Annotated in this window: 19 protein-coding genes; 16 read left to right on the top strand and 3 right to left on the bottom strand. The window is 60.9% G+C overall.

What is annotated here, in order from left to right; translation table 11 throughout:
• Position 1 precedes the first annotated feature (1 nt).
• Positions 2-1,297, bottom strand: a complete 1,296-nt coding sequence (locus tag E4021_RS14110; RefSeq protein WP_136460018.1) for an amidohydrolase family protein — start codon at positions 1,295-1,297, stop codon at positions 2-4.
• A 10-nt stretch (positions 1,298-1,307) separates the two neighbouring features.
• The gene (locus tag E4021_RS14105; protein WP_136460017.1) at positions 1,308-4,301 is read right to left on the bottom strand and encodes an amidohydrolase family protein; all 2,994 of its coding nucleotides are present in this window, start codon (positions 4,299-4,301) and stop codon (positions 1,308-1,310) included.
• 98 nt (positions 4,302-4,399) lie between these two features.
• On the opposite strand from E4021_RS14105, the gene E4021_RS14100 reads away from it, so the two are divergent.
• The 4 genes from E4021_RS14100 (at position 4,400) to E4021_RS14085 (ending at position 10,234) form a co-directional block, all read left to right on the top strand.
• A complete protein-coding gene (locus E4021_RS14100) occupies positions 4,400-4,822 on the top strand; it encodes a DUF1801 domain-containing protein (protein WP_136460016.1) in 423 nt (140 codons plus the stop codon).
• Positions 4,823-5,115: 293 nt separating this feature from the next.
• A complete protein-coding gene (gene infB, locus E4021_RS14095) occupies positions 5,116-7,923 on the top strand; it encodes a translation initiation factor IF-2 (RefSeq protein ID WP_136460015.1) in 2,808 nt (935 codons plus the stop codon).
• 1,069 nt (positions 7,924-8,992) lie between these two features.
• The gene (locus E4021_RS14090; RefSeq protein ID WP_136460014.1) at positions 8,993-9,667 is read left to right on the top strand and encodes an SOS response-associated peptidase; all 675 of its coding nucleotides are present in this window, start codon (positions 8,993-8,995) and stop codon (positions 9,665-9,667) included.
• 9 nt (positions 9,668-9,676) lie between these two features.
• Entirely contained in the window at positions 9,677-10,234 is a 558-nt protein-coding gene (locus tag E4021_RS14085; RefSeq protein WP_136460013.1) for a GNAT family N-acetyltransferase, read from the top strand.
• On the opposite strand, the gene E4021_RS14080 is transcribed toward E4021_RS14085, so the two are convergent.
• Entirely contained in the window at positions 10,231-11,028 is a 798-nt protein-coding gene (locus E4021_RS14080) for a DUF1206 domain-containing protein (RefSeq protein WP_168797611.1), read from the bottom strand. The two genes, E4021_RS14085 and E4021_RS14080, sit on opposite strands and share 4 nt — an antisense overlap.
• 196 nt (positions 11,029-11,224) lie before the next feature.
• On the opposite strand from E4021_RS14080, the gene E4021_RS14075 reads away from it, so the two are divergent.
• The 12 genes from E4021_RS14075 (at position 11,225) to gldE (ending at position 25,695) form a co-directional block, all read left to right on the top strand.
• The gene (locus tag E4021_RS14075) at positions 11,225-12,496 is read left to right on the top strand and encodes an adenylosuccinate synthase (RefSeq protein WP_136460011.1); all 1,272 of its coding nucleotides are present in this window, start codon (positions 11,225-11,227) and stop codon (positions 12,494-12,496) included.
• Between the two features lie 356 nt (positions 12,497-12,852).
• Positions 12,853-13,881, top strand: coding sequence for a thiamine-phosphate kinase (gene thiL / locus E4021_RS14070; protein ID WP_136460010.1), 1,029 nt, complete (start codon positions 12,853-12,855; stop codon positions 13,879-13,881).
• Positions 13,882-14,101: 220 nt separating this feature from the next.
• Entirely contained in the window at positions 14,102-15,094 is a 993-nt protein-coding gene (locus E4021_RS14065; RefSeq protein ID WP_136460009.1) for an AAA family ATPase, read from the top strand.
• Between the two features lie 88 nt (positions 15,095-15,182).
• On the top strand, positions 15,183-16,709 hold the full coding sequence (locus E4021_RS14060; protein WP_136460008.1) for a sulfatase family protein: 1,527 nt from the start codon (positions 15,183-15,185) through the stop codon (positions 16,707-16,709).
• 73 nt (positions 16,710-16,782) lie between these two features.
• Positions 16,783-18,159 (top strand): MBL fold metallo-hydrolase, encoded by a 1,377-nt coding sequence (locus tag E4021_RS14055; RefSeq protein WP_136460007.1) that lies wholly within the window; start codon positions 16,783-16,785, stop codon positions 18,157-18,159.
• Between the two features lie 6 nt (positions 18,160-18,165).
• Positions 18,166-19,863 (top strand): SulP family inorganic anion transporter, encoded by a 1,698-nt coding sequence (locus tag E4021_RS14050; RefSeq protein WP_136460006.1) that lies wholly within the window; start codon positions 18,166-18,168, stop codon positions 19,861-19,863.
• A 160-nt stretch (positions 19,864-20,023) separates the two neighbouring features.
• Complete coding sequence (locus E4021_RS14045; RefSeq protein ID WP_136460005.1) at positions 20,024-20,494, top strand: ribosome maturation factor RimP; 471 nt, start codon at positions 20,024-20,026, stop codon at positions 20,492-20,494.
• A gap of 5 nt (positions 20,495-20,499) precedes the next feature.
• Positions 20,500-21,750 (top strand): transcription termination factor NusA, encoded by a 1,251-nt coding sequence (gene nusA, locus E4021_RS14040; RefSeq protein WP_136460091.1) that lies wholly within the window; start codon positions 20,500-20,502, stop codon positions 21,748-21,750.
• 276 nt (positions 21,751-22,026) lie between these two features.
• Positions 22,027-22,551, top strand: a complete 525-nt coding sequence (locus E4021_RS14035) for an RNA polymerase sigma factor (RefSeq protein ID WP_136460004.1) — start codon at positions 22,027-22,029, stop codon at positions 22,549-22,551.
• Positions 22,552-22,615: 64 nt separating this feature from the next.
• Positions 22,616-23,701, top strand: coding sequence for an A/G-specific adenine glycosylase (mutY, locus tag E4021_RS14030; protein ID WP_136460003.1), 1,086 nt, complete (start codon positions 22,616-22,618; stop codon positions 23,699-23,701).
• An 81-nt stretch (positions 23,702-23,782) separates the two neighbouring features.
• Complete coding sequence (locus tag E4021_RS14025) at positions 23,783-24,190, top strand: single-stranded DNA-binding protein (protein ID WP_136460002.1); 408 nt, start codon at positions 23,783-23,785, stop codon at positions 24,188-24,190.
• A 104-nt stretch (positions 24,191-24,294) separates the two neighbouring features.
• Positions 24,295-25,695, top strand: a complete 1,401-nt coding sequence (gene gldE, locus E4021_RS14020) for a gliding motility-associated protein GldE (protein ID WP_246050307.1) — start codon at positions 24,295-24,297, stop codon at positions 25,693-25,695.
• Positions 25,696-25,697 lie beyond the last annotated feature (2 nt).

Genomic DNA, 25,697 nt, shown 5'->3' with positions numbered 1-25,697 from the left:
CCTAGCGGGTTTCCCGCCGGTACTTTTCCTTGAACTTGCGGTACAGTTCCGCTTGCTTGTTGTCGAGGTTGATGGAGCGGCCATCGATGAATGCCTCCTCCACTTCGCTGCTGCGCATGTCGAGCAGGTCGCCGGAGACGATCAGGAAGGTGGCCGACTTTCCGGTGGCGATGCTGCCGTAGTCCTGGTCGATGCCCACGATGCGGGCGGGGGCCAGGGTCATGGCTTGCACGGCCTTTTCGTAGTCGAGTCCGAAGCCCACCGCCTGTCCGGCCACGAAGGGCAGGTTGCGCTGTTGCCAGTAGCCTTCGTGGCTGATGGCGAAATCGACACCGGCCTCGGCCAGGAGGGCGGGGTTGCGGTAGGGTTGGTCGATGGCGTCGTCCTGGGAGTCAGGAAGCGCCTGGGTACTGCTCAGGATCACGGGTACTTCATGCCGCTTCAGGAAGTCGGTGACGAGGTAGGCCTGGTAGCCGCCCACGATCACCGGCTTGGCACCGATATTCTTGAAGAGCAGCACACCGGCCTGGATGTCCCGCGCTTCGTCGGCGTGCAGGTATACGTTGCTGTTGCCGTTCACCGCCTCGCAGAAAGCCTCGAACTTCAGCAGCCGAGCCGTTCCCTCGCCAGGGTTCTGGCAGTAGCCGATTGCCTGCTGCAGGAAGGTCTCCAGTTCCCGTACCTGCTCGTCGTAGCGCTCATTGGGGCGCAGGTCGCCCGTTTGCCAGTTGTAGCTGTTGCGGTTCGGCCAGTTGACGTGGATGCCGTCGTCGGCCAGTACGGCCGCGTCCTCAAAGTTCCAGCCGTCGAGCTGCATGATACTGCTGCGTCCGCTCACGAGGCTGCCCTCGGGGGTGGCCTGGGCCAGTAGTACGCCGCGGCTGCGCACGGTGGGGATGACCTGGGAATCGGTGTTGAAGGCGATCAAGGCCCGCGCGTTGGGGTTGAAAGTGCCTACCTCGCGCTGGTCATTGGTGGCCCGTACGGCACCGATTTCGGTCAGGCCCAGTTGACTGTTCAGGGCGATCAGGCCGGGGTAAACGTGCTTGCCGGTGGCATCGACGGTACGGTAGCCGTTGGGTACGGACAGTCCGGTGCCGACGGCCTCGATCTTTCCGTTGGCCACCAGCAGGGTAGCGTTGTCGATCACGGTGCCGTCGCCGACGTGCAGGGTGGCGCCGGTCACGGCCAGCGGTTCACGCTGCTGGGGGGCGGGGGTGGGGTTCTGGGCGCGTACGCCGGTGCAAAGCAACAGCCCGAGAAGCAGGGCCAGTGGGTACTTGATTGAAATTTTCATCGGATATTTTTTAGTGGTTTTCGCTGTTGCAGTGCAGCAGGCGGCGGCTGTTGCCGCGGGGCGTCTGCGTCTTACCACCTTTGTTCTTGTCGTCCAGGCTGGCCTGGATCAGTGCGTTGCGTTCCTGGAGCATGGCTTCGCGCCGGCTCTCGTTTTCCGTGCGGTTGAAGTATTCCTTACCGTCGATGTAGGTGCGTTCGGCCCGGGCGTAGATGCTCATCGGGTGATCGTTCCACAGGACGAGGTCGGCGTCCTTTCCGGCCTTGATGCTGCCGACGCGGTCGTCGATGTGCAGCATTTTGGCGGGGTTGAGGGTCACGAATTTCCAGGCCTCTTCCTCGCTCACGCCGCCGAACAGGACGGCCTTGGCAGCTTCCTGATTGAGGCGGCGGGCCATCTCGGCGTCGTCGGAGTTGAAGCCGGTCAGTACCCCCTGCTCGTGCATCAGGGCGCCGTTGTAGGGGATGGCTTCGTTGACCTCGAATTTGTAGGCCCACCAATCGGAGAAGGTGGAACCCGCCGCGCCGTGTTCGGCCATCTTGTCGGCTACCTTATAGCCTTCCAGGATGTGCGTGAAGGTGTTGACGCGGAAATCGTGCCGCTCGGCCAGTTCCATGAGCATATTGATCTCGCCCTGCTGGTAGCTGTGGGCGGTGATGAAGCGCTCGTCGTTCAGGATTTCCAGCAGCGCCTCCAGCTCTAGGTCGCGGCGCACGTCCTCACCCGCCTGCTTGGCCCGCCCGTATTCGGCAGCCCGGCTGAAGTAGTTCTCAAATATCTGCTCCACGCCCATGCGGGTCTGGGGATAGCGGATGCGGTTGGCGTCGCCCCAGTTGGATTGCTTGACGTTCTCGCCGAGGGCGAATTTGATGAAGGGGTCGGCGCCCTGGAACATCATCTCTTCCGGAGTAGCGCCCCAGCGCAGTTTGAAGATGGCGGACTGGCCACCGATGGGGTTGGCCGAGCCGTGCAGCAGTTGGCTGGTGGTCACACCACCGGCCAGTTGGCGGTAAATGTTTTCGTCTACGGCATCGACCACGTCGGCCATGCGCACTTCGGCGGTGCTGGACTGCGTGCCCTCATTCACGTCGAGCAGGGCGATGTGGCTGTGCTCGTCGATGATGCCGCTGGTCAGGTGCATGCCCGTGGCGTCAATAATTTCGGCGCCCGCGGCGGAGAGGCTCTTGCCTACCCGGCTGATCTTGCCGTTTTCGATGAGCACGTCCGTTTCCTGCAGAATCCCGTCCTCTTCGTTGGTCCACACCGTGGCGTTGCGGAAGAGCACCTTCCGGGTGGTGGGGTGACCGGGCAGTCCGTAGGCGATGTTCGGGTAAGTGAGGCGGCTGGCGTAGGGCTTGCGGTCCTCTTCGCTTTCCTCCTTTTTCTTTTTGTCGTCTTCCCGGGTACCGTCGGATGCGGGCCGGGGGGTAGCGGAGAAGGTGACCAGGCGCCCGTCGGGGCCGCGGCCGGAGCCGGTATACCCCTCGCCCTGCGGCGTAGCATTGATCCGGTAGAAGCCGCCTTCCTTACCGGGGCGGAAGCGGAGCGTGAGCACGCCGCCGCTCTCGGAGAAGTTCACTTCAGTGGAAGTGGTATCGCCGGCCGGAGAGATCTTCATCTTGCGGCTGCCGGGCTCCCCGGAAACCTCACCCACGAAGCGGTCGGCCCCTACGGTGATATCGTAGGCATCGGCCAGGTCCAGGTTATCCAGGTCCTTCAGTTCGAAGGCCCGGCCCTGTACCCAGTTCTGGTAAATGGTTGCTTTCTCGGTAAAGGGATCCTTGTCCGTGACGATGAAGTTGGCCAGTTTGCCCTTTTCCAGGGTACCCACGCGGTCGGAAATTCCGAGCAGTTGGGCCGGACCGGTGGTCAGGGCTGCCAGCACCCGGTCGGGGGCGGCACCGGCCTTGATGGCTTTGCGCATCGCTTCGTGCAGGTCGGTCGGCTTTTCGAGTCCGTCGGCCGTCAGTACGAAGGGGATACCGGCGCTGTCAACGGCGGCCACATTGCCCGGCGCCCGTTCCCAGTGCCGCAGTTGGGCCAGGGAGACCAGGTCGGCAGCAAACGGGTCGCTGACGTCGTAGGTTTCAGGGAAGTCGAGCGGCAGAATGAAGGTGGCACCCGACGCCTTGAGGGGTTCGAGGCGCTGGTACTCGTCGCCGCTGCCGCGGATGATGTACTGCTTGCCGAACTCGTCGCCGACCTTATCGGCGCGGAGGGCATCCTGCCAGCTGTCTACGGCGAAGATCTGGGGCAGCGACTGCAGGTTTTGCCAGGCTTCCAGGCTGAGGTTGGTCTCTTCGCGGGACTTCTTGCCGTACCAGTCGGCGTCGAGGTAGGTCTGCCGCAACAGCGCGATGGTTCCCATACGCGAGTTGGGGTAGTCCTGTCCGGAAGATCCCTTGTCAAAAGAGAGGTGGTGGGCGGCGTTCCGCTTGAGGAGCACCTCGTTGTCGCTGTCCTCGGCCAGGGTGACCACTGCGGCCGATCCGCGGCTGATGCCGTCGTGGTGGTGGGTGGATACCGTTCCGAAGCCCGCCTCGCGGAGTGCCTTGGCTTTCTTCTCGTCGATGGTGAACAGGCGGGCGGCGTCCGTCTCCGGGCGCATGGCCTGGTTCCAGGCGTAGGCGCCTTCGGTGTTGCTTTCCATCTGCGGGCCGTCGCGGCGACTGCGCCGTCCGCCGCCTTCAATTTCCGGCATGCCGTAGTCTCCGTATACTTCGATGAAACTGGGGTAGACGTGCTTGCCGGTCAGATCAACCGCCACCGCACCGCGGGGTACGGTACCGCCGGCGGTAACGCTTTCAACCTTACCGTTGCGGATGGTCAGGGTGGCGTTCTCGACGGTGCGTTCGGGGCTGACGTGTACGGTGGCCCCGGTGAAGGCGTAGAAGCCGGTGGGTTCGTCGTAAACACCATTATAAGGATAAGTCGTCTGAGCGCTCAGGGCAAAGCCCGAGAGGAGGAAGGCCAGCAAAAGCAGTGGCCTGATACAATGTGTCATTACGTGGATTTGGTCGGGGGCGAAAAGTACGTAAATTTAGCAGAGCGCCGAACCGCGTGCCGTGCGGCGTGCCGCCCGCGCGGCAAAATTTCACCAGTATGGCCGAAAACAAAACCGTACCCACCGCCCAGTCGCCCCGCGCATTCCTGGACACCGTCGCGGATCTCCGGAAGAAGGCCGACGGCTACGAACTTCTGGAAATGATGGAGCAAATCACCGGGGAGCCCGGGCGGATGTGGGGTACGAGCATCGTGGGCTTCGACACCTACCGCTACCGATACGCCAGCGGGCGCGAAGGCGACTGGATGGTCACCGGCTTCAGTCTGCGCAAACAGAACCTGACCGTCTACCTTATGAGCGGCGTGGAGCGGCACCGTGAATTGCTGGAGCAGCTCGGCCCCCACAAGACCGGCAAGGGCTGCCTCTACCTCAAGCGGCTTGATGACATCGACCGGGGGGTATTGCGTCGGGTCATCGAATCGTCCGTTGAGGCGGTACGGCGGAAGGATATTCGGTCCTGACCGTGTACCGGCCGACACTCCTTCCGGGTCGGCTGTCGGATAAAATACGGCGACACGAATAGGCGCTCAAACTATGTTTGCCCTGCTGCGTTTACCCAAACACGTTGCAAAGACGGTAACCTACCGCTTTTGTACCTTGATTAGCTTATCTTTGCGTTGCATTCGGATAGTGTTCCGAAAGTTGTCTCCCGACGCAACGCCTGGCAAAGGGGGAAATCCGGCTTTTTAGGGTAGTTCTGAATGGCCCCGCGGTAGCACTCTGCGGTAAAATAATGACGTGCATAAACGATCGAATGAGTAAACGACTAATTAAAGTAGCGAAGGAATTGAACGTGGCCACCTCGACAATCGTCGAGTTCCTGACCGGTAAGGGCTTCGAGATCGAGAATAAGCCGATCGCGCAAGTCAGTTCCGAGATGGAGTCCGCCGTGCGTCAGGAATTCGCCAAGGCAATTTCGGATAAAGAGAAGGCAAGGAAGATGGAGTTCGGCACCCGGCCGACGGCACCACCCCCGCCCCCGCCGCCCACGGTCCGTTCTGCTCCGCCACCCCCACCGCCCCCGCCCCCGCGGCCGGTGACTACCCCCGCTCCCCCGCCCGTGCAGCAACCGAAACCAGTGGCCAAGGCTCCCGAGCCGACTACCCCGGCACCCGCGACCCCGCCCCAGGAGGAAAAGAAACCCGCGCCCCCTACCGAACAGAAACGGGAGGTACCCGGCCTGAAGGTCATGGGACGCATTGATCTGGACGCGACCAAGCGCCGCCCCGCGAAAAAGGAGGCCCCCAAGCCCGAACGCAAGGCACCCCCCGCTCAGCAGCAACAGCCCCAGCGGCCCACCGCCAAGCGTGCACCCGCCGAGGAGCCCGCCCCCACGCCCAAGCCGGCTGCCAAACCCGCCGCCGAGCAACCCGCACCCCAGACCAAGCAGGCCGGCGAGAAGCCCGACCTGCACAAGACCGCCGAGCCCAAGCTCCGCGGCCTCAAGGTGCTGGGCAAGATCGAAATCAAGAAGCCGGAGAAACGCACCACCGACGACGGCCGCAAGAAGCGCAAGCGCAAGAAAATCACCACCGGACCGCCCCAGACCGGCGGCGGAGGAGGAGGTGGCCCCAGAGGTGGACGCAACGACCGCGGTCGCACCGGTGGTCGTAACGACGAACCCCGCGAAGTCTCGGCCAAGGACATCGAAGACAAGATCAAGGCCACCATGGCCCGCCTGCAGGGCGGCGGCGGAAAGAAGAAACGCCAACGCCAACGCCGCGACAACCGCGATCGCATCCGCGAGAAGCAGGAGGCGATGGAGCACGAACAGACCAACGACAAGCTGCAGGTAACGGAATTCGTGACCGCGCAGGAGTTGGCCAACATGATGGACGTAGGTATCGGCGAAGTCATCACCGCCTGTATGAACGCCGGCGTGATCGTCTCCATCAACCAGCGCCTCGATGCCGAAATCATCGAACTCGTGGCCGAGGAATTCAACCACGAGGTGGAATTCATCAACGTCGACGAATCCGAAGAAGAGGAAGAAGAGTACGAGGACGATCCCGAGGATATGGAGTCCCGTCCGCCGATCGTGACCGTAATGGGCCACGTCGACCACGGTAAGACCTCGCTGCTTGACCGCATCCGCGACTCGAACGTGATCGCCGGCGAAGCCGGTGGCATCACCCAGCACATCGGTGCCTACGAAGTGAAACTGCCCAACGGTAAGGAAATCACCTTCCTCGATACACCGGGTCACGAAGCTTTTACTGCCATGCGTGCCCGTGGTGCCAAGGTGACCGACATCGCCATCATCATCATTGCCGCCGACGACAGCGTGATGCCCCAGACCAAGGAGGCCATCAGCCACGCCGAAGCCGCCGGGGTACCGATGATCTTCGCCATCAACAAGATCGACCGCCCGGGTGCCAACCCAGACAAGATCAAGACCGAACTCGCCTCCATGGGCTACCAGGTGGAAGAGTGGGGCGGCAAATACCAGTCGCAGGAAATATCCGCCCTCAACGGCGTGGGTATCGACGACCTGCTGGAAAAAGTGCTGCTCGAAGCCGAAATGCTCGAACTGACCGCCAATCCCGACCGACCCGCCGTGGCCACCGTACTGGAAGCCTCGCTGGAGAAAGGTCGCGGCTACGTAACCAAGATCCTGGTCCAGCACGGTACCCTCCGCGTACAGGACATCCTGGTGGCCGGTGAGGCCAGCGGACGTGTCCGGGCCATGTTCAACGAACGCAACAAGCGCGTCAAGGAAGTAGGACCCGGCTCGCCGGTACTGCTCCTAGGACTCGACGGTGCACCGCAAGCGGGAGAAATCCTGAAGGTGATGCCCAGCGAGCAGGAAGCCCGCCAGCTGGCCAGCCGCCGCGCCCAGATCAGCCGTGAACAGGCCAACCGGGCCGCCAAGCGCGTTTCGCTCGACGAAATCGGTCGCCGTCTGGCTCTGGGTACCTTCAAGGAACTCAACCTGATCGTGAAAGGCGACGTGGACGGTTCCGTAGAGGCCCTGTCCGACTCGCTCATCAAGCTCTCCCAGGAGACCGTCCAGGTCAACGTGATCCACAAGGCCGTCGGCCAGATCATTGACTCGGACATCCTGCTGGCTACCGCCTCCGATGCCATTATCGTCGGATTCCAGGTGCGCCCCAGTTCTTCAGCCCGCAAACTCGCCGAGCGCGAAGGGGTGGAGATCAAGACCTACTCGATCATCTACGAGGCCATCGACGAGATCAGCAGCGCCATCGAGGGCATGCTGGAGCCGACCCGCGAAGAGAATACGGTCTGCCAGGTATCCGTCCGCGAAGTCTTTAAGATTTCGAAGGTGGGCACCATCGCCGGCTGTTACGTCGACGAAGGAAAGATCACCCGCAATACCCTGATCCGCGTGATCCGCGACGGTATCGTCATCTTCCCCCTCAAGGAGGGACAGACCGGCGAACTGGCGAGCCTCAAGCGCTTCAAGGACGACGTGAAGGAAGTCCGCGCCGGCATGGAATGCGGTCTCAACATCAAGAACTTCAACGACATCAAGGAAGGCGACATCATCGAAGGCTACGAGATCGTCGAGATAAAGCAGAAGATGCAGTCGAACAACTAACCGCCGGAGGTTACTCCGAACCGATATTGAAGGGTCAGAGCTTTTTGCTTTGGCCCTTTTCTTTTGGTAATTGGTGAAGGACTGAAGGGGTGAATGGGTGAATGGGCGGCAAATCACCCCTCGCTTCGCTCGGGTAGGGGCGGCAAGGGGTTATGGGGCTAAGGGGTCAAGGGGTTAAGGAGTCAATTCTGCTGCATTCACCCCTCGCTTCGCTCGGGTGGGGGCGGCAAGGGCTTACGGGGCTGAGGAGTCAAGGGGCTAAGGAGTCAATTCTGCTGCATTCACCCCTCGCTTCGCTCGGGTGGGGGCGGCAAGGGCTTACGGGGCTAAGAACTCAAGGGGTTAAGGAGTCAATTCTGTAGTATTCACCCCTCGCTTCGCTCGGGTGGGGGCGACAGGGGCTTACGGGGCTAAGGGGTTAAGGGGTCAATTCTGCTGCATTCACCCCTCGCTTCGCTCGGGTAGGGGCGGCAAGGGGTTACGGGACTAAGGACTCAAGGGGTTAAGGAGTCAATTCTGCTGCATTCACCCCTCGCTTCGCTCAGGTAAGGGCGGCAAGGGGTTACGGGGCTAAGGACTCAAGGGGTTAAGGGGTCAATTCTGCTGCATTCACCCCTCGCTTCGCTCGGGTGAGGGGACAGGGTGTTTCGTCTCGTGCTCTACACGACTTTCTATCCTCTCTCCGCGCGGCGTTTCCACCCGGTTATCTTTTGCACATTCGGGACAACCTTTTAGAAGGGCCTCCGTACTATCCGGTACCTTCTTACCTTCATAAGTGCTGGGGCCCAGGGGCTAATCACCCCGCAACCGGCCCGAATGAAGGCGAGAAGGATTGAACTGAACCCGCCCGAGCAAAGCGAGGAGTAAATGAAACGCCCCCGACCCGAGCAAAGCGAGGGACCATGAATCACACCCGCCCGAGCAAAGCGAGGAACAAGTGAAACGCCATTGACCCCTTAACCCATTGATTTATTGACCCATTGTACTGGCCCGAGCAACGCGAGGGGTAAATGAAACAACCTTCACCAATTCGCCCCTTCACTAATTCACCAATTCACCCCCTTCCCCCATGTGCGGACGCTATTCAGTAGTAATCGACGAAGCCAAATTGCGGAAGCAATTCACCAAGGAGCTCACGACTCCGCCGGGCGGACTGCCGGTCAATTATAACCTGGCACCGACCCAGGATGGACTGGTGATAACGGATGCGCAACCGGACCAACTGGCGGCGTTCCGGTGGGGACTCGTGCCCTTCTGGGCCAAGGACCTGAAGATCGGTGCCCGCATGATCAACGCCCGCCGGGAAGGGATCGAGGACAAGCCCAGTTTCCGCAAGCCCATCCGCGAACGGCGGTGCCTCGTGATCGGCGACAGCTTCTACGAATGGCAACGGCGCGACGGCAAGAAGACCCCCTACCGCATCCTACCGGCCGACGACAGCCTGCTGGTGATGGCCGGTATCTGGGAAAAATGGCAGGGCGACGGAGCCGAGGAGCCGGTCTATACCTACTCCGTAATCACCGGCGAACCGAACCGGGAGATGCAGTCCATCCACGACCGGATGCCCATGCTGCTGACAGACGCGGAACGGCAGAGCGCCTGGCTGGACCCCTCCGCTGACCTCAAGGATATCCTGGAACTGTTGCAGACACCGGCCGACGGAACGCTCAGGACCTACCCCATTTCCCCGGCCGTCGGCAACGTCCGCAACAATGGACCGGAACTACACAAACCCCTGGAATAACCCCAAAGGATGGACCCCTACCGCATCGAGCCCGCCGGCGAAAACGATACCACTACCATTCAGACGATCGCTTACGCCACCTGGCCCCAAACCTTCGGATCGATCCTTTCCGACGCCCAGATCGAGTTCATGCTCGACCGGATGTACAGTACCGAATCCCTGCTGCGACAACTCGACGAAGGCCACCAGTACCACCTGCTCCTGGTGCTCGACAATGACCCCATGTACCCCGACGGCGGAGCACAGTACGCCCACCTCCAGGGGCAGCGTTACCGGGCGGTGGGCTACGTCAGCCACGAAATCGACTACTTGCCGGGCACCACCAAAATCCATAAACTGTACCTCCTGCCAGGTTCCCAGGGGAAAGGATACGGCCGCATCCTCATCGAGCGCGTGGAACGCTGGGCCAAAAAGGAAGGACAACAACGACTACGGCTCGACGTCAACTACCAAAACCCCGCCGTCGAATTCTACGAGCGGCTGGGGTTCGAGAAGCTGGGCCGCCACGATACAGAGATCGGCAATGGTTTTTTGATGGAAGATTGGCAAATGGAGAAAGCGCTCTAGACCCGCTCGTACTTGGCCCGGATGAACATGAACAGACCGTAAGCCAACAGGCCCAACCCGACTATGGCCAGCAGTACTTGCCCGTAAGCCTGATCTCCGATGTAGGCGAGGGATTCGCCGATGCCCTTGAACTGACTGGGGTCGTCCATAAGAGCCGCCCGGAACAGGAAGTAGGAGATGATGCCGTACACCACGAAACGGGCGGTTAGCCCCACCTCGCCGGTCTTTTCGAAAGTCTCCCGTTGCTCCTCGCTCAGTTGCAGGCCCTTGATGCCCTCCATGTGCTTGTCTTTGAGGGCCCGATAAAGCTGGAAGATGGCTACGCCCGCCATGATGAGGGCGATGAGGCCGACCACGTAGGGTCCCCAGCTTTTCGCCAGGATCTGGGCGATAATGTCCTGCTTGCTTTGTTCGCCGCCGCCGCCACCCGAGCCCAGCGCCAGTTTGAAGGCATAGACGCTGAGCACACCGTAGGCCGTACCACTTACCGCGTAGCCGATGCGTTTGGCCACGCCTTCCTTGTCCGAGCCCTCGTTCTCCTTATCCTTCACGGCCGTATACCACCGCCAGCTGCAGTAGGCCAGCAATCCGAGTCCGATGAGGAAGAGCAGAATATTGCCGAACGGGTTGCTGCCGATCCAGTCGATCACCGTTTTAGGGCCCCAGCTGCCGCCCGATCCCGCGGAACCGATGACCCCGATAAGGGCAAAGATGCCGATAAGAGAATAGACCACCCCCTTGGCGATGTACCCCGTGGTGAAGAGTTTGTTTTGGGTAGATTTACTTAGTCCCATCCGTGTGTTTTTGCTTTTAATGGCAATTCCGGGCGCAGATGTTCGCATTTGGGCGCGGCCGCGGGTGCAATAAGTCTGAACCGGGTAGCCAGGTCCGGGGGTGGGTACTGCCCCAGCATTTTTCGTTTACCTTTGCCTCCTTTTACGAAAGGGCGCTCCGCACCGTTGTGGCTGCCGCCGCTAAAGCCAATCCGACATGGCCGTAGACGTACTTCTGGGTCTCCAGTGGGGAGACGAAGGCAAGGGTAAGATCGTGGACGTTCTCGCCCCCCGTTATGACATCATTGCGCGTTTCCAGGGTGGCCCGAATGCCGGCCATACCCTGATCTTCGACGGCAAAAAGTTCGTGCTGCACACGGTGCCTTCCGGCATCTTCCGCCAGGAGCAGGACAACCTGATCGGCAACGGCGTGGTCATCGATCCGATCACCCTCTCCCGCGAACTCGACGAGCTCGACGAGGCGGGTATCGACTACGCCGACCGGCTCTTCGTAGCCCGCAAGGCCCACCTCATCCTGCCCACGCACCGCCTGCTCGATGCGGCCCGTGAGAACGCCAAGGGCGAACGCAAGATCGGATCCACCCTCAAGGGCATCGGACCTACTTATATGGACAAGACCGGCCGCAACGGCCTGCGCGTCGGCAACCTCGAAGCCCCCGATTTCCGCGAGCGCTATGAGCGTTTGAAGGAAAAGCACCTGCAGTTGGTCGGACTGTACCCCTATATCGAATTCGACCTCGCGCGGGAGGAGCAAGCCTGGTTCAAGGCCGTGGACCGCCTGCTCACCCTGCCCTTCGTCGACGGCGAATACTACATCAACGAGGCCCTGGAGGCGGGCAAGCGGGTCCTGGCCGAGGGTGCCCAGGGCAGTATGCTCGACATTGATTTCGGCACCTACCCCTACGTCACCTCCTCGAATACCATCACGGCCGGCGTTTGTACCGGACTCGGCGTAGCTCCCCAGCGGATCGGCGAGGTGATCGGCATCACCAAGGCCTACTGCACGCGAGTCGGCGGTGGCCCCTTCCCCACGGAACTGCACGACGAGACCGGCGAATTCCTCCGCAAGGAAGGTTCTGAATTCGGTGCCACCACCGGTCGCCCGCGCCGCTGCGGCTGGATCGACCTGGTCCAACTGCGCTACACCATCATGCTGAGCGGCGTGACGCAGATCGTGGTCACGAAAGTCGATGTCCTCAATAAATTCGAAACCATCAAGGCCGCCGATGCCTACCGCGTGGACGGAGAAACGAGCCGCGAACTGCCCTTCGACCTCGTCCACGAAAACTACGAGCCCATCTACACCGACGTCACCGGCTGGAACACCGACCTCTCCGGCACGAAGGAAGAAGACGAACTGCCCGAGGCCTGCCTCAACTACGTCCGTTTCCTGGAGGAAAAGCTGGGCGTACCCGTTTCCATGGTCTCTACCGGACCTGACCGGGAGGAGCTTGTTGTGCGGGGTTAGTTAAGGGGCTAAGGGCGTTGCCTGTATCCCTCGCTTCGCTCGGGCCGGGTCAATAACTCAAGGGGTCAAGGGGCTAAGGGGTCAAGGGCGTTACAATTATCCCTCGCGACGCTCGGGCCTGTTTTCAAGGTGCTAAGGAGTCAAGGGGTCAATGGCGTTACAATTATCCCTCGCTTCGCTCGGGCCGGGTAACACCTTGCCGCACGCACCCGAGCGAAGCGAGGGAATAGATGCAATACCCTTGACCCCTTAAGACCTTAGCCCCTTGAGCCCTTGCCCCCTTGGCTCCCTTGAAACCTTAGCCCCGTGGAAACCCTAACCCCCCGGGCGGGTTCTCATCTCCAACAGTAAATGATATGGAACGTACGGACGTGAACACCCTTGGTGAATTTGGCCTCATTGATCACCTGACGGCAGGTTTTGAGAACCGGCAGTCTACCACCGTGCTCGGTGTAGGGGATGATGCTGCGGTGATCGCCGGCGGCGACGAGCAGATCGTAGTCAGTACGGATATGCTGGTGGAGGGAATACATTTCGACTTTACCTACACGCCGCTGAAACACCTGGGATATAAATCGGTGATCGTTAACCTGTCGGACATCTGCGCCATGAATGCCCGACCGCAGCAGATTACGGTGAGCATTGCCCTGAGCAACCGCTTTTCCGTAGAAGCCCTGGACGAGTTCTACGCCGGTATCAAAGCCGCCTGCGACCAGTATGGCGTGGATCTGGTAGGGGGCGATACAACCAGTTCTAACCGCGGACTCATCATCAGCGTGACCGCCATCGGTCGGGCCCCCGCCGCCCGCATCACCCGCCGCAGCGGTGCCAAACCGGGCGACCTGATCTGCATCACCGGAAGCCTGGGCGGTGCCTACCTGGGCCTGCAATTGCTGGAACGGGAAAAGCAGGTATACCTCGATAATCCCGACATGCAACCCGACATGGGCGAATACGCTCCGTCACTTCTGGCCCGCCAGTTGCGGCCCGAAGCCAGGACCGACATGGTCGACACCTTCGCCAAGGAGGGCATCGTACCCACCTCCATGATCGACATCAGCGACGGACTCGCCAGCGAGATCTTCCACATCTGCAAGGCCTCCGGCGTGGGAGCCGTTATCGAGGAAAGCGGCGTACCCATCTCCAACGACGCGCAACTGCAGGCCCTCGAATTCAACCTAGATCCCATCACCTGCGCCCTCTCCGGCGGTGAAGACTACGAACTGCTCTTCACCATCGACCCCAAAGACACTGAGAAAATTCGCTTTCTACCCGATATCTACATCGCCGGCGAAATCGTAGCCCGGGAAGATGGCGTGAAGCTCCACACCAAGGGGGGGAATATCCACGATATCAAGGCCCAGGGGTGGAATCATTTTGGATAGGGAGTTAATTGGGGCAAGGGGTAAAGGGGTTAAGGAGTCAATGGCGTTCCAGCTGCCCCTCGCTTCGCTCGGGTGCGTGCGGCAAGGTGTCACCCGGCCCGAGCGTAGCGAGGGATAATTGTAGCACTCTTTACCCCTTAGCCCCTTGACCCCTTGAGCTGCCTCTCGCACATTTGTATTTACCTTGCACCCGCGACCCCGCAAAAAGAACCACCCCCCTATGGCAAGTGTAGACATCGAGGCCCTGAACCAACAGATTCAGGTAGATAGTGAAGTAGTGCAGCGGATCCGGATAGAGACCGCGAAGGTGATCGTAGGACAGGAGAATATGATCGACCGCCTGCTGCTGGGACTGCTGAGTCGGGGACACATTCTGCTGGAAGGGCTGCCCGGACTGGCCAAGACGCTGGCCATCAAGACGCTGGCGCAGACCATCAGTGCGGACTTCAGTCGTATACAGTTTACCCCGGACCTGCTGCCCGCCGATATCGTGGGTACCATGATCTACAATCCGACCCTCAACGACTTCAGCGTGCGTAAGGGACCGGTGTTTGCCAACTTCGTACTGGCCGATGAGATCAACCGCGCGCCCGCCAAGGTGCAGTCGGCCCTCCTGGAAGCCATGCAGGAACGTCAGGTGACCATCGGTTCGGATACCTTCCGGCTGGAAGAGCCCTTTCTGGTACTTGCTACCCAAAACCCCATCGATCAGGAAGGTACCTACACCCTGCCGGAGGCCCAGACCGACCGCTTTATGCTGAAGGTTAACATCGGATACCCGACGCGGGAAGACGAACAGATCATCATCCGCCGCAACCTGGCCGAAAGCTTCGAACGGATCCACCCCGTGGCTACGCCGGAGGATATTCTGCACGCCCGGCGCTCGGTCCGCCAGATCTACATGGACGAAAAGATCGAACGCTACATCATCGACATCGTCTTCGCCACCCGCGAACCGGCGGCTTACGGTCTTGACGACCTCCAGCCCCTGATCAATTACGGCGGCAGCCCCCGAGCCAGCATCAACCTTGCGCTGGCGGCCAAAGCCCAGGCCTTCCTGGAACGCCGCGGCTACGTGACGCCCGAAGACGTACGCTCGGTATGCGAAGACGTGCTCCGCCACCGTATCGGACTGACCTACGAAGCCGAAGCGGAGAACATCCGGCAGGAAGACATTATCTCGCGGGTGCTTAATGTGGTGGAGGTGCCCTAGGAAAGCACGAAGTCGGAAGGAGGAAGGAATAAGTACGAAGGTGAGCGGTTTGCGGTGAGCTTGCGATATTGATGCAAACGCATCGTTCATGAACTGCCCGACTTACCGCCTCCGTTACGCCGCGCTGCTGCTGCTGATTTGTGGCTTTGCCGCTTTGCTGGCGACCAATGCCCGCCGGCTGCCTGCCCCGGAGCGGCCGAACATCCTTCTTTTCCTGGCCGATGACTGGTCGTACCCCCACGCCGGTGCCTACGGCGACCCGGTGGTGCAGACGCCAAATTTCGACTGGCTCGCGGCGGGCGGCATGCTCTTCACGAACGCCTACTGCGCCAGCCCCAGCTGCAGTCCGTCGCGGGCCAGCATCCTCACCGGCCGTTACCCCCACCAAAACGGCGCCATGGGCAACCTCTGGCCGGAATTCAGCGCAGGGGCCACCGTTTACCCCCGCGAGCTGGAGCAGGCCGGCTACCTTGTCGGCCACGACCAAAAAGGCTGGGGGCCTGGCGACTTCCGCAGCACCGGCTGGACGCATAACCCTGCCGGCCGGACCTACGACGACATCACCCAACTGCTGGACGCGCGGCAGGAAGGACAACCCTTTTGCTACTGGTTCGGCAGCCAGGACCCCCACCGCGAGTACCTGACCAACCTCGGCGCCTGGTCGGGCATGGAGGCAGACTCCGTGAACGTCCCTCCCTTTTTTCCCGACTTACCATGCGTACGCAATGACCTACTGGACTACTACGCCGAAGTGGAGCGCTTTGACCGTCACCTGGGCGAAGTGGTTGATCTGCTGGAAAGTAGCGGCGAACTGGACAACACCCTCATCATCGTGACCAGCGACAACGGCATGCCCTTTCCCCGGGCCAAGGCCAACCTCTACGACGCCGGCACCCGGATGCCCTTCGTGGCCCACTGGCCCGATCGCATTCCGGCGGGGACCGTGCGCCACTCCTACGTCAACCTCGGTTCCCTGGCCGCCACCTTCCTGGTCGCAGCCGGGCTGGAAGTGCCGGCCCACATGACCCTGCCCAGCATCCTGCCGGAATTGGCGGACGCCACAGTCCCGGGGGCGGATCACGTCTTCCTGGAGCGGGAGCGCCACGCCCAGGTGAGGGCCGACTCCGGCAGCTACGCCGTGCGGGGCGTCCGCAACGACTCCTTTCTCTACCTGCGCAATTTCTACCCCGAGCGCTGGCCGGCCGGTGACCCCGAGGCGGTGCTGAGCGTGGGCGCCTACGGCGACGTCGATAATTCGATCACCAAGATGCTCATCCTGGCCGGCGGGCAAACCGACCACTACCGCCTGTCCTTCGGCAAACGGCCGGCCACCGAACTCTATGACTTGCAAGTGGACCCTCACCAGATCCGCAACGTGGCCGCAGAGATGCGCTATGCGCGGGCCAGGGAAGTGCTGGAGGAACAGCTTTCCGACTGGATGCGCGCCTCGGACGACCCGCGCCACGCCGACCCCCGCACCGTCCGTTGGGACACCGTGCGCTACACCCCCACCTACGGCCGCCGCACCTACGATCTGGACGCCTACATCGCCGACTACCGCTACGCCCGCAGCCGCAATCATACCCAATTTGACCTGCTGCCCTGCGCAGAGTGAGATGGTCCGACTCAACCATATTGTCGTTGGCGCCTTTTGTCACATGAAGGAACCTTCATATAAATATTGACCAATGACCATCGAGCAAATCTATACCGGCTGTCTGGCCCAGGGTGCCTACTATATCGCTAGTAAGGGAGAAGCCGCCATTGTGGACCCCCTGCGCAGTCCCGCACCCTACATTCAGAAGGCGAAGGAAGCGGGTGATACGATTAAGTACATCTTTGAGACCCACTTTCACGCCGACTTTGTAAGCGGCCACCTCGACCTGGCAAAGGAAACGGGCGCCCAGATCGTGTACGGACCGGGGGCGAAGACCGAATACGACAAGTACGAGGCCGCCGATGGGGAGGAGTTCCAGCTCGGTGACCTGACCATCCGGGCCCTGCACACGCCCGGGCATACCCTGGAAAGCACCACGTACCTACTCCTCGACGAGGATGGAAGGCCCCACGCCATATTCAGCGGCGACACCTTGTTCATCGGCGACGTGGGACGCCCGGATCTGGCTCAGAAGAAAGGGGCCCTGACCACCGAAGACCTGGCCGGCTTGCTGTACGACAGCCTCCGCCGGAAGATCATGGTGCTGCCCGACGACGTCATCGTGTATCCCGCCCACGGCGCCGGGTCGGCCTGCGGCAAGAAGATGAGTCGGGAAACAACCGACACCCTCGGCAACCAGAAAGCCACCAACTACGCCCTGCGGGAGGACATGACGCGGGAAGAATTTGTCAGGGAAGTCACCGAAGGACTGGCCGCCCCACCGGCGTACTTCAGTGAGAACGTGCGCCTCAATAAGGCCGGCTATGCCGCCTTCAACGAAGTTATGGACCGCGGTGCCGTAGCCCTCAAGCCAAAGCAATTTGAGGAGGTGGCCAACCACGAAATGGCCCTTGTGCTGGACGTGCGCTCCAAGGAGGAGTTTGTTAAAGGGTTCATTCCCAACAGCATCTTCGTCGGACTAGACGGCAGCTTCGCCCCCTGGGTCGGTGAGTTGGTACCCGACCTGCAGCAACCCATCCTGCTCGTCACCGATCCGGGGCGGGAAGCCGAAACCGTAGAACGCCTCAGCCGGGTCGGCTACGACAACGCCCTCGGTTACCTCGACGGCGGCATCGCGGCTTGGAAGGCCTACGGCGGAGAGATCGACACCATAGAAACGATAGCCGCGGCCGACTTCCAGCCCGGTGCGGCAGAGGCCATACTCGACGTACGCAAGGAAAGCGAGTACGCGGCCGGCCACCTGCGGGATGCGCGCAACCTGCCGCTTTCGCGACTGACCGCAGCCACCAACTCCCTGGATACAAAACAACAGTACCACCTGCACTGTGGGAGCGGGTACCGGTCCACCATCGCGAGCAGCATCCTGAAGGCACGGGGCTTCGACCGGCTGGTAAATGTGCAGGACAAGGTGGTCGACATCCTGGCGCGGGAGTCCGTCGACGCTTAAGCGCGCATGTGGTTTCCCCGCCCCCCTGATTACGCCGCCCCTGACGTGCGCCGGGACCTCATCGCCGGGCTCACGGTTACGGTCGTTCTGATCCCTCAGGCTATGGCCTACGGATTGCTGGCGGGTGTCGACCCCGTATATGGCCTCTACGCGGCCGTGGTTCCCTTGCTGGTGTACACCCTGCTTTCGAGCAGTCCGCACGTAGCCGTGGGCCCCACGGCCCTGGCCAGTCTGCTTACCCTGAGTGGGCTTTCTCACCTGGCTACACCTAATTCGCCGGACTTCCTGGCGCTGGCCGTCGTGCTGGCGGCGCTGACGGGCGGCTTGCAACTGATCTTCGGCCTGCTGCGGCTGGGCGGACTGGTGAGCTTGCTCAGTCGGCCCGTGCTATCGGGATTCGTATCGGCCGCCGCCCTGCTGATCGTGGCTTCGCAGGTCAAATCCTTCCTGGGGCTCGACATGCCGCGTACCACCTACTTGCACGATACCGTTCGGCAGTTTTTGATCCACCTCGACAGCTTCCACTGGCCTACGGCATTGCTGGGGGGGCTGACCCTTTTGGTCCTGGCGGCGGGCAAACGGTGGAAGCCTCGTTTCCCGGTGATGCTGGTATGGGTGATCGTGGCCACTCTGGCCGTCTATTGGCTGCGGCTCGACCGGATCGGCATCGGCGTGGTCGGTGAGGTGCCGGCGGGCCTGCCCGGCTTCTCGGTGCCGGAGGTGGGGTGGTCGACGGTGATTGAGTTGCTGCCCGTAGCGGCGGTACTGGCCCTGATCAGTTTCGTGGAGACGCTTTCCATTGGTCAGGCCCTGGGCACCCGGCACGGCTACTACCACGTGCGGCCCAACCGGGAGTTGATTGCCTTGGGGCTTTCGAAGATCGCGGGCAGTTTCTTTTCCGCCATCCCCACTTCAGCCAGTTTCGGGCGGTCGGCGGTGCTGGAGGAGAGCGGGGGGCGGAGTCCGTTGGCTGGAATGATAAGCCTGGTGCTGCTGGCGCTGGTGTTGCTCTTCCTCACCCCCCTGTTCTATTACCTGCCGGTGCCGGTGCTGGCGGCCATCATCATCTTTTCGGTGGGTAAGCTCTTCGACCTGGATGAGATGCAGCGGCTGTACCGGCTGGCCCCCCGGGAATTGGCGGTCCTGCTGGTGACTTTCCTGTTCACGCTCTTCGCCGGCCTGCAGTACGGAATCGCCGGCGGGGTGGCGCTTTCGCTCACCTTCGTTTTCCTGCGGGCGGCGCGGCCCCACCTTGCCGAACTCGGTCGGATACCGGGTACCAACGCCTTCCGGAACGTCAATCGCTTCGAGGAGGCGGAGGTGGACCCGGAGTTGCTGATCGTGCGTTTTGACGCGGAGCTTTACTTCGGCAATGCTGAATTCTTCGGCGACCGCATCCTGGGCATGGCCGAGGAGCGGGGCAAACAACTGCGGGCGGTAGTGGTCGACGCGCACACCATCAACGACCTCGACACCACCGGTCTGCACGCCCTGGAGCAGCTCTACGAGGGTCTGCACAGCCGGGGCATCGCGCTCTACCTGAGCGGCGCAATTGGGCCGGTTCGGGATTTCCTGTTTCGCTCGGGCCTCATGGAGCGTATGGGGGCGGAGGCTCACTTCCTTTCTATCCAGGATGCCATACGGTACCACCACGACCGCGGGGAGCCCCGCGACTGGAGTCGGCCGGCGGTGCAGCACGACTAGGCCGGGCGGCATGCAACTATATTCAACACAATGCGTTATCTTTGCCAAACAAGGCCGTAAAAACGTCAGCAGAGGGAACCGCGAGGTTCCCTCTTTTTTGTGTACCTGCCAGCCTTTTGGGCGGGCGCCCCGATCGCCCTCGGGGGTGCAATGAATACCAATGGAAGAAACGATCACCAACCTGCTGGAAACCTTCTTCGACACCGAGGAAGAGTTCCGCGACTGTTTCGTCGTCGACGTCAACCACTCCAACAAGAAGCTGGAAGTGTTCGTCGACAGCGATTCGGCCATGACGTTTGCCAAATGTCAGCGCATAAGTCGTTATCTTGAAAGTTACCTGGACGAAGCCAAGCCGCTCGGCGAGGAATACATCCTGGACGTGAGCAGTCCAGGCGTAGACCGCCCCCTGAAGTTTTACCGCCAGTACCTGAAGAACGTCGGGCGTACCCTGGAAGTCACCACCACGGAGGGTGAATCCTACACCGGCGTCCTCAAGGCCGCCACCCCTACTGAAGTCGTCCTCGAAGCCAAGCAGCGCATCAAGGACGGCAAACGCAAAAAGACCGTCGTCGAGGACATCAACATTGCCACCGACGCCATTAAAAAATCCATCGTCAAAATATCCTTCTAACCATGATGAACCTGGTTGACACCTTCAAGGAATTCAGCTCCGGCAAAAGCATCGACAGTCCCACCATGGTGCGGGTACTGGAAGATGTGTTCCGCACGCTGATCAAGAAAAAATTCACCACCGACGAGAACTTCGACATCATCGTCAACGCCAACAAGGGCGACCTGGAACTGTGGCGCGTCCGCATGATCGTACCCGACGGCGAAGTGACCGACGAGCTTTCGCAGATCTCCTACTCGGAAGCCATCGCGATCGACGAAGCCTACGAGGTAGGAGAGGAATGCTACGAGCAGCTCTTCCTCGAGGACTTCGGCCGCCGCAGCATCATGGCCGCCCGGCAGACCCTCATCAGCCGGATCATGGACCTGGAGAAGGACGAGATTTACCGCAGCTACACCGAACGGGTGGGCGAACTGGTGCTCTGCGAAGTACAGCAGATCCTCAAACGCGAGGTGCTGGTGATCGACGACGCCAACGGGCGCGAGCTCGTCATGCCCCGCAACGAAACCATCCGCGGCGACTACTTCCGCAAGGGCGATATGGTACGTGGCGTCATCAAGGAAGTGGAGATGCGCAACAACAACCCCGTAGTCATCGTGAGCCGCACCGACGAGCGCTTCCTGGCCAAGCTCATGGAGCAGGAGGTACCCGAAATTGAGGACGGACTCATCACCATCAAAGGGATCGTACGCATTCCCGGCGAACGGGCGAAGGTCAGCGTGGAGAGTTACGACGACCGCATCGACCCCGTAGGCGCCTGCGTCGGCATGAAAGGTTCCCGCATCCACGGCATCGTCCGGGAGCTGAACCAGGAGAACATCGACGTGATCCCCTACACCAGCAACACCAACCTCTACATCCAGCGCTCGCTCACCCCGGCCCGCGTGTCCAACATCGACATCGATATGGAGAACCGCCGGGCCAAGGTGTACCTCGAGCCCGACCAGGTAAGCCTGGCCATCGGCAAGGGCGGCACCAACATCAAACTGGCCAGCCGCCTCGTAGACTTCGAGATCGACGTCTACCGTAACAACGAAGTGGAGATCGACGATGTCGACCTGGAAGAATTCAGCGACGAGATCGAAAGCTGGGTCATCGATGCCCTCAAGGGTATCGGCCTGGATACCGCCCGCTCGGTGCTCGAAATGAGCCCCGAAGACCTCGTGCGCCGCACCGACTTGGAGGAGGAGACCATCATGAACGTGCTGCGGGTATTGGCCGCGGAGTTCGACGACGTGCGCTACGTCGAGGAATAGTCCAGTCTTCCATACTTAAGCAAAATGCCCGCTACGGAATCCGTAGCGGGCATTTTTATGTCGGCCAGCTAACTTTCACTTTTTTCAGAAAGTTTTTTAGAACATTGATGTAGGTACAGCAGTTTTCTAGGCATATACTCGCTACTGCAGCCCGATGACGTCGGGGCACCATGGCCGGAATGTGAAAATAAAACCACCTAAAGGCCACATAAGCGTCTTCTATATATAACCCAGACCTTACTTCCCTTAAACAAACTGGCCCCGGCCCCCCCAATCATGTCACAGCCCGAATTTTTTGTGCAGTTTAATCAACAGACCACCGTCCTTCACTCCTTCGCCTATAACCTGACGAAGAATTCGGAGGATGCCAAGGACCTGTACCAGGAAACGGCCTTTCGGGCCATTACGAACCGCGACAAGTTCCGGCCGGGAACGAACCTGAAGGCCTGGCTCTTCACCATCATGAAGAACATCTTCATCAACAACTACCGGAAGAAGGTGAAGGCCAACACCATCATGGACAACACCGACAACCTGTACTACCTCAACTCGGGCGCCCACTCCATCGAGAACTCGGCGGAAAGCGACATCCTGATCAAGGAACTTACGGAGATGATCGACGAGCTGGATTCGTCTACCCGCATCCCCTTCCTGATGCACTACCAGGGCTTCAAGTACCAGGAGATCGCCGACCAGCTCGGACTGCCCCTCGGCACGGTGAAGAGTCGGATCTTCTTTGCCCGCAAAGACCTGAAGGCCCAGATCGCCCGCCAGTACGGCAAACTGCGCCAAACCCAGTAGGGGCAGATCGCACCATCTTCTTCCGACCGGGCAACTTTACGCCCGGCCCACCCCTTCTGCTTGCATGGATAAAGTGGATTGGCCGCTTTTCGGCCGTAAGCTCACCGGATGGTACCGACCAGATCGCCGTCCGATGCCGTGGAAGGGTGACCGCAACCCCTACCGCGTCTGGCTGAGCGAGATCATCCTGCAGCAAACGCGCGTAGCCCAGGGGCTGCCCTACTTCGAACGCTTCGTGGCGGCTTACCCCACCGTGGCCGATCTGGCCGCCGCTCCTGACGCCGAGGTGATGAAACACTGGGAGGGACTGGGGTACTATTCCCGCGCCCGCAACCTGTTGAAGGCAGCCCGCAAGGTGGTCGAACAATACGATGGCCGGTTTCCGGCCACCTACGAAGGATTGCTCACCCTACCTGGCGTGGGCCCCTACACCGCGGCCGCTATCGCCTCCTTCGCCTTCGACCGGCAGGTGGCGGTGCTGGACGGTAACGTGTTCCGCATCCTGGCCCGCTATGCCGGCGACCCCACTCCCATAGATACCGGTCCTGGTAAAAAACACTTCCAATCTCTGGTCGACGCGGCCCTCGGCGATACCCCCGCGGCCACTTTTAATCAGGCCATCATGGACTTCGGAGCGCTGGTCTGCACCCCCAAGGCCCCGCAGTGCCCCAGCTGTCCGCTCGCCGACCGCTGCCGGGCCTTGGCGCAGGACCGGGTGTACGAACTGCCCGTGAAGGGCAAATCGGGCAAGCGGCGCGAACGTTTCTTTCATTATCTGGTCCTCACCGACGAAGCCGGCCGCTTCCTGATCCACCGCCGTGAGGAACGCGACATCTGGCGTCAGCTGTACCAGTTTCCCTTGCTCGAAGCCCCGACCCTGGACCTGCGCCCCGCCGCCCTGATGGAACTGGACGAATGGCCGGACTGGCTGCCCGCTGCCGAACTGCACTACGAAGGACGGAGCACCCCCTTCCTCCACCAGCTAACGCACCAGCGGATCGGGGTGATCTTCCACCGCTTCCGGTGGTCTACTATGGGCCAACTGCCGGCCCACTACCTGCGGATCGAACGGTGGGAATTGGAGCGCTACGCCCTGCCCCGCGTGATCACCCGCTACCTGGAAGAGAGCCGGCTGACGCTAGACTTGTGACCCAACATTTTGTTTAAAAATCGTCTATTTTTCGGGGATTCCCGGCGTTGCGATGTAGCTTTGGCCGAAACTAGCCGAAGTATGATCAACAAAGTGACCCTGGTCGGGCGATTGGGCGCCGACCCCGAAATCCGGACCCTCAGCAGCGGGACGATGGTAGCCAAATTCAGCGTGGCCACCTCGGAGAGCTACAAGGACCGGGCCGGCGAATGGCAGGAAGAAACGCAGTGGCACGACGTGGTGCTGTGGCGTAACCTGGCCGAACGCGCCCAGCAGTACCTGCGCAAGGGCAGCATGATCTACCTCGACGGTAAACTGACCCACCGCAAGTGGCAGGACAAGGACGGTAATCCCCGCAAGACCACCGAGGTCGTAGGGGCCTTTTTCCGGATCCTCGACGGCAAACGCGACGGTAGCGAAGGCTCCGACAACAGTGCCGCAGCCCCCGCCGACACCGGTATGGAGAGCGAAGAAGACCTGCCGTTCTGATTCAGCGCACGGGGTCAGCGCCACATCCTATCTTTGTAGCCGACCAACCCCTACTATTGGACCCAACCGATCCGATTCCGCTTTTATTTCCTTCCCTTCTGCTGATGAGTAGCGGCCTTGAGCTCGTATTGGGCTTTACGGCGATCGCGGGGCTGTTGCTGCTATCGGGAATCGTCTCCGGTTCCGAGGTAGCTTTCTTCTCGCTGACGCCCAACGATTACGAGGAGATGGAACAGGAGAATAATCCGGTGCGCGCCACCCTCTACGAATTGCGGGAGAAGCCCCGCCTGTTGCTGGCCACCATCCTGATCGCCAACAACTTCATCAACATTGCCATCGTACTGGTGTCGGAGATCATGCTGCGCAAGGTATTCCCGGACGCCCTGTTCGCCAGCTGGGCCCGGACCATTCAGGAGAGCCTGGCGTTCATGCGGCAGTTCTCGGAAGCGGGGTTGAGCGGGGCCATCGGGTTCCTCATTACGGTGATCGGCGTAACCTTCCTGTTGGTGCTCTTCGGCGAGGTGGCCCCGAAGGTGTACGCCAGCTACAACAAGGTGAAACTGGCCACCCGCATGGCCGGCCCGATCAACTTCCTGATGCAGGCCCTGCACCCCATCTCTTCCGGCCTCGTGCAGGGCGCCCACTTCATCGAGCGGCGGCTGGAGAACCACACGCTTGACGCGGCCGCGGCCAGCCAGGAAGACATCGACGAGGCTATCGACCTGACGGTGAACTCCGACGACGGCGGAGACGACAACCAGCGGCAGGACGTGGACATCCTGAAGCGGATCGTGAAGTTCAACAACGTCACCGTACGGCAGATCATGCGCTCGCGCGGCGACGTGGTGGCCGTAGACAGCAAGATCGATTACCATCAACTGATCGCGGTGATGCGGGAATCGAGCTACAGCCGCATCCCCGTATTCGAGGAAGACTTCGACAAGATCAAGGGCATACTGTACGTGAAGGACCTGCTCGGGCACCGGCACGAACCCGCCACCTTCGACTGGAACCACCTGGTGCGCGAGGACGTACTCTTCGTGCCCGAGAACAAGAAAATCAGCGACCTGCTCAAGGAATTCCAGACCGAGAAAACCCACATGGCCATCGTGGTCGACGAATACGGCGGCACGGAAGGCATCGTGACGCTCGAGGACGTGCTCGAGGAGGTGATCGGCGACATCCAGGATGAATTTGACGAGGAAGAGGAGATCCTTTACCAGCGCATTGACGAATTGAACTTCGTTTTCGACGGCAAGACCATGCTCAATGACGTTTACCGGGTGCTCAAAATCCCCTCTTCCACCTTCGACCCCGTGAAGGGGGAAGCGGAATCCCTCGGCGGCCTGCTGCTGGAGATGTTGGGGCGTATCCCCGAAACAGGGGAGGAGATCACCTACGAGGGCTACCGGTTCCAGGCCATGTCGGTCAATACCCGCCGGATCGAGGAGGTGCTCATCACACTGCCCGAGCCCCCGGAGACGGATACGAACCAGGCTCAATAAGC

Origin of the sequence: Neolewinella litorea (genome assembly GCF_004803465.1) — a bacterium.
GTDB classification, from domain to species: Bacteria; Bacteroidota; Bacteroidia; order Chitinophagales; family Saprospiraceae; genus Neolewinella; species Neolewinella litorea.
This window is presented reverse-complemented; position numbering and strand designations above follow the sequence as displayed.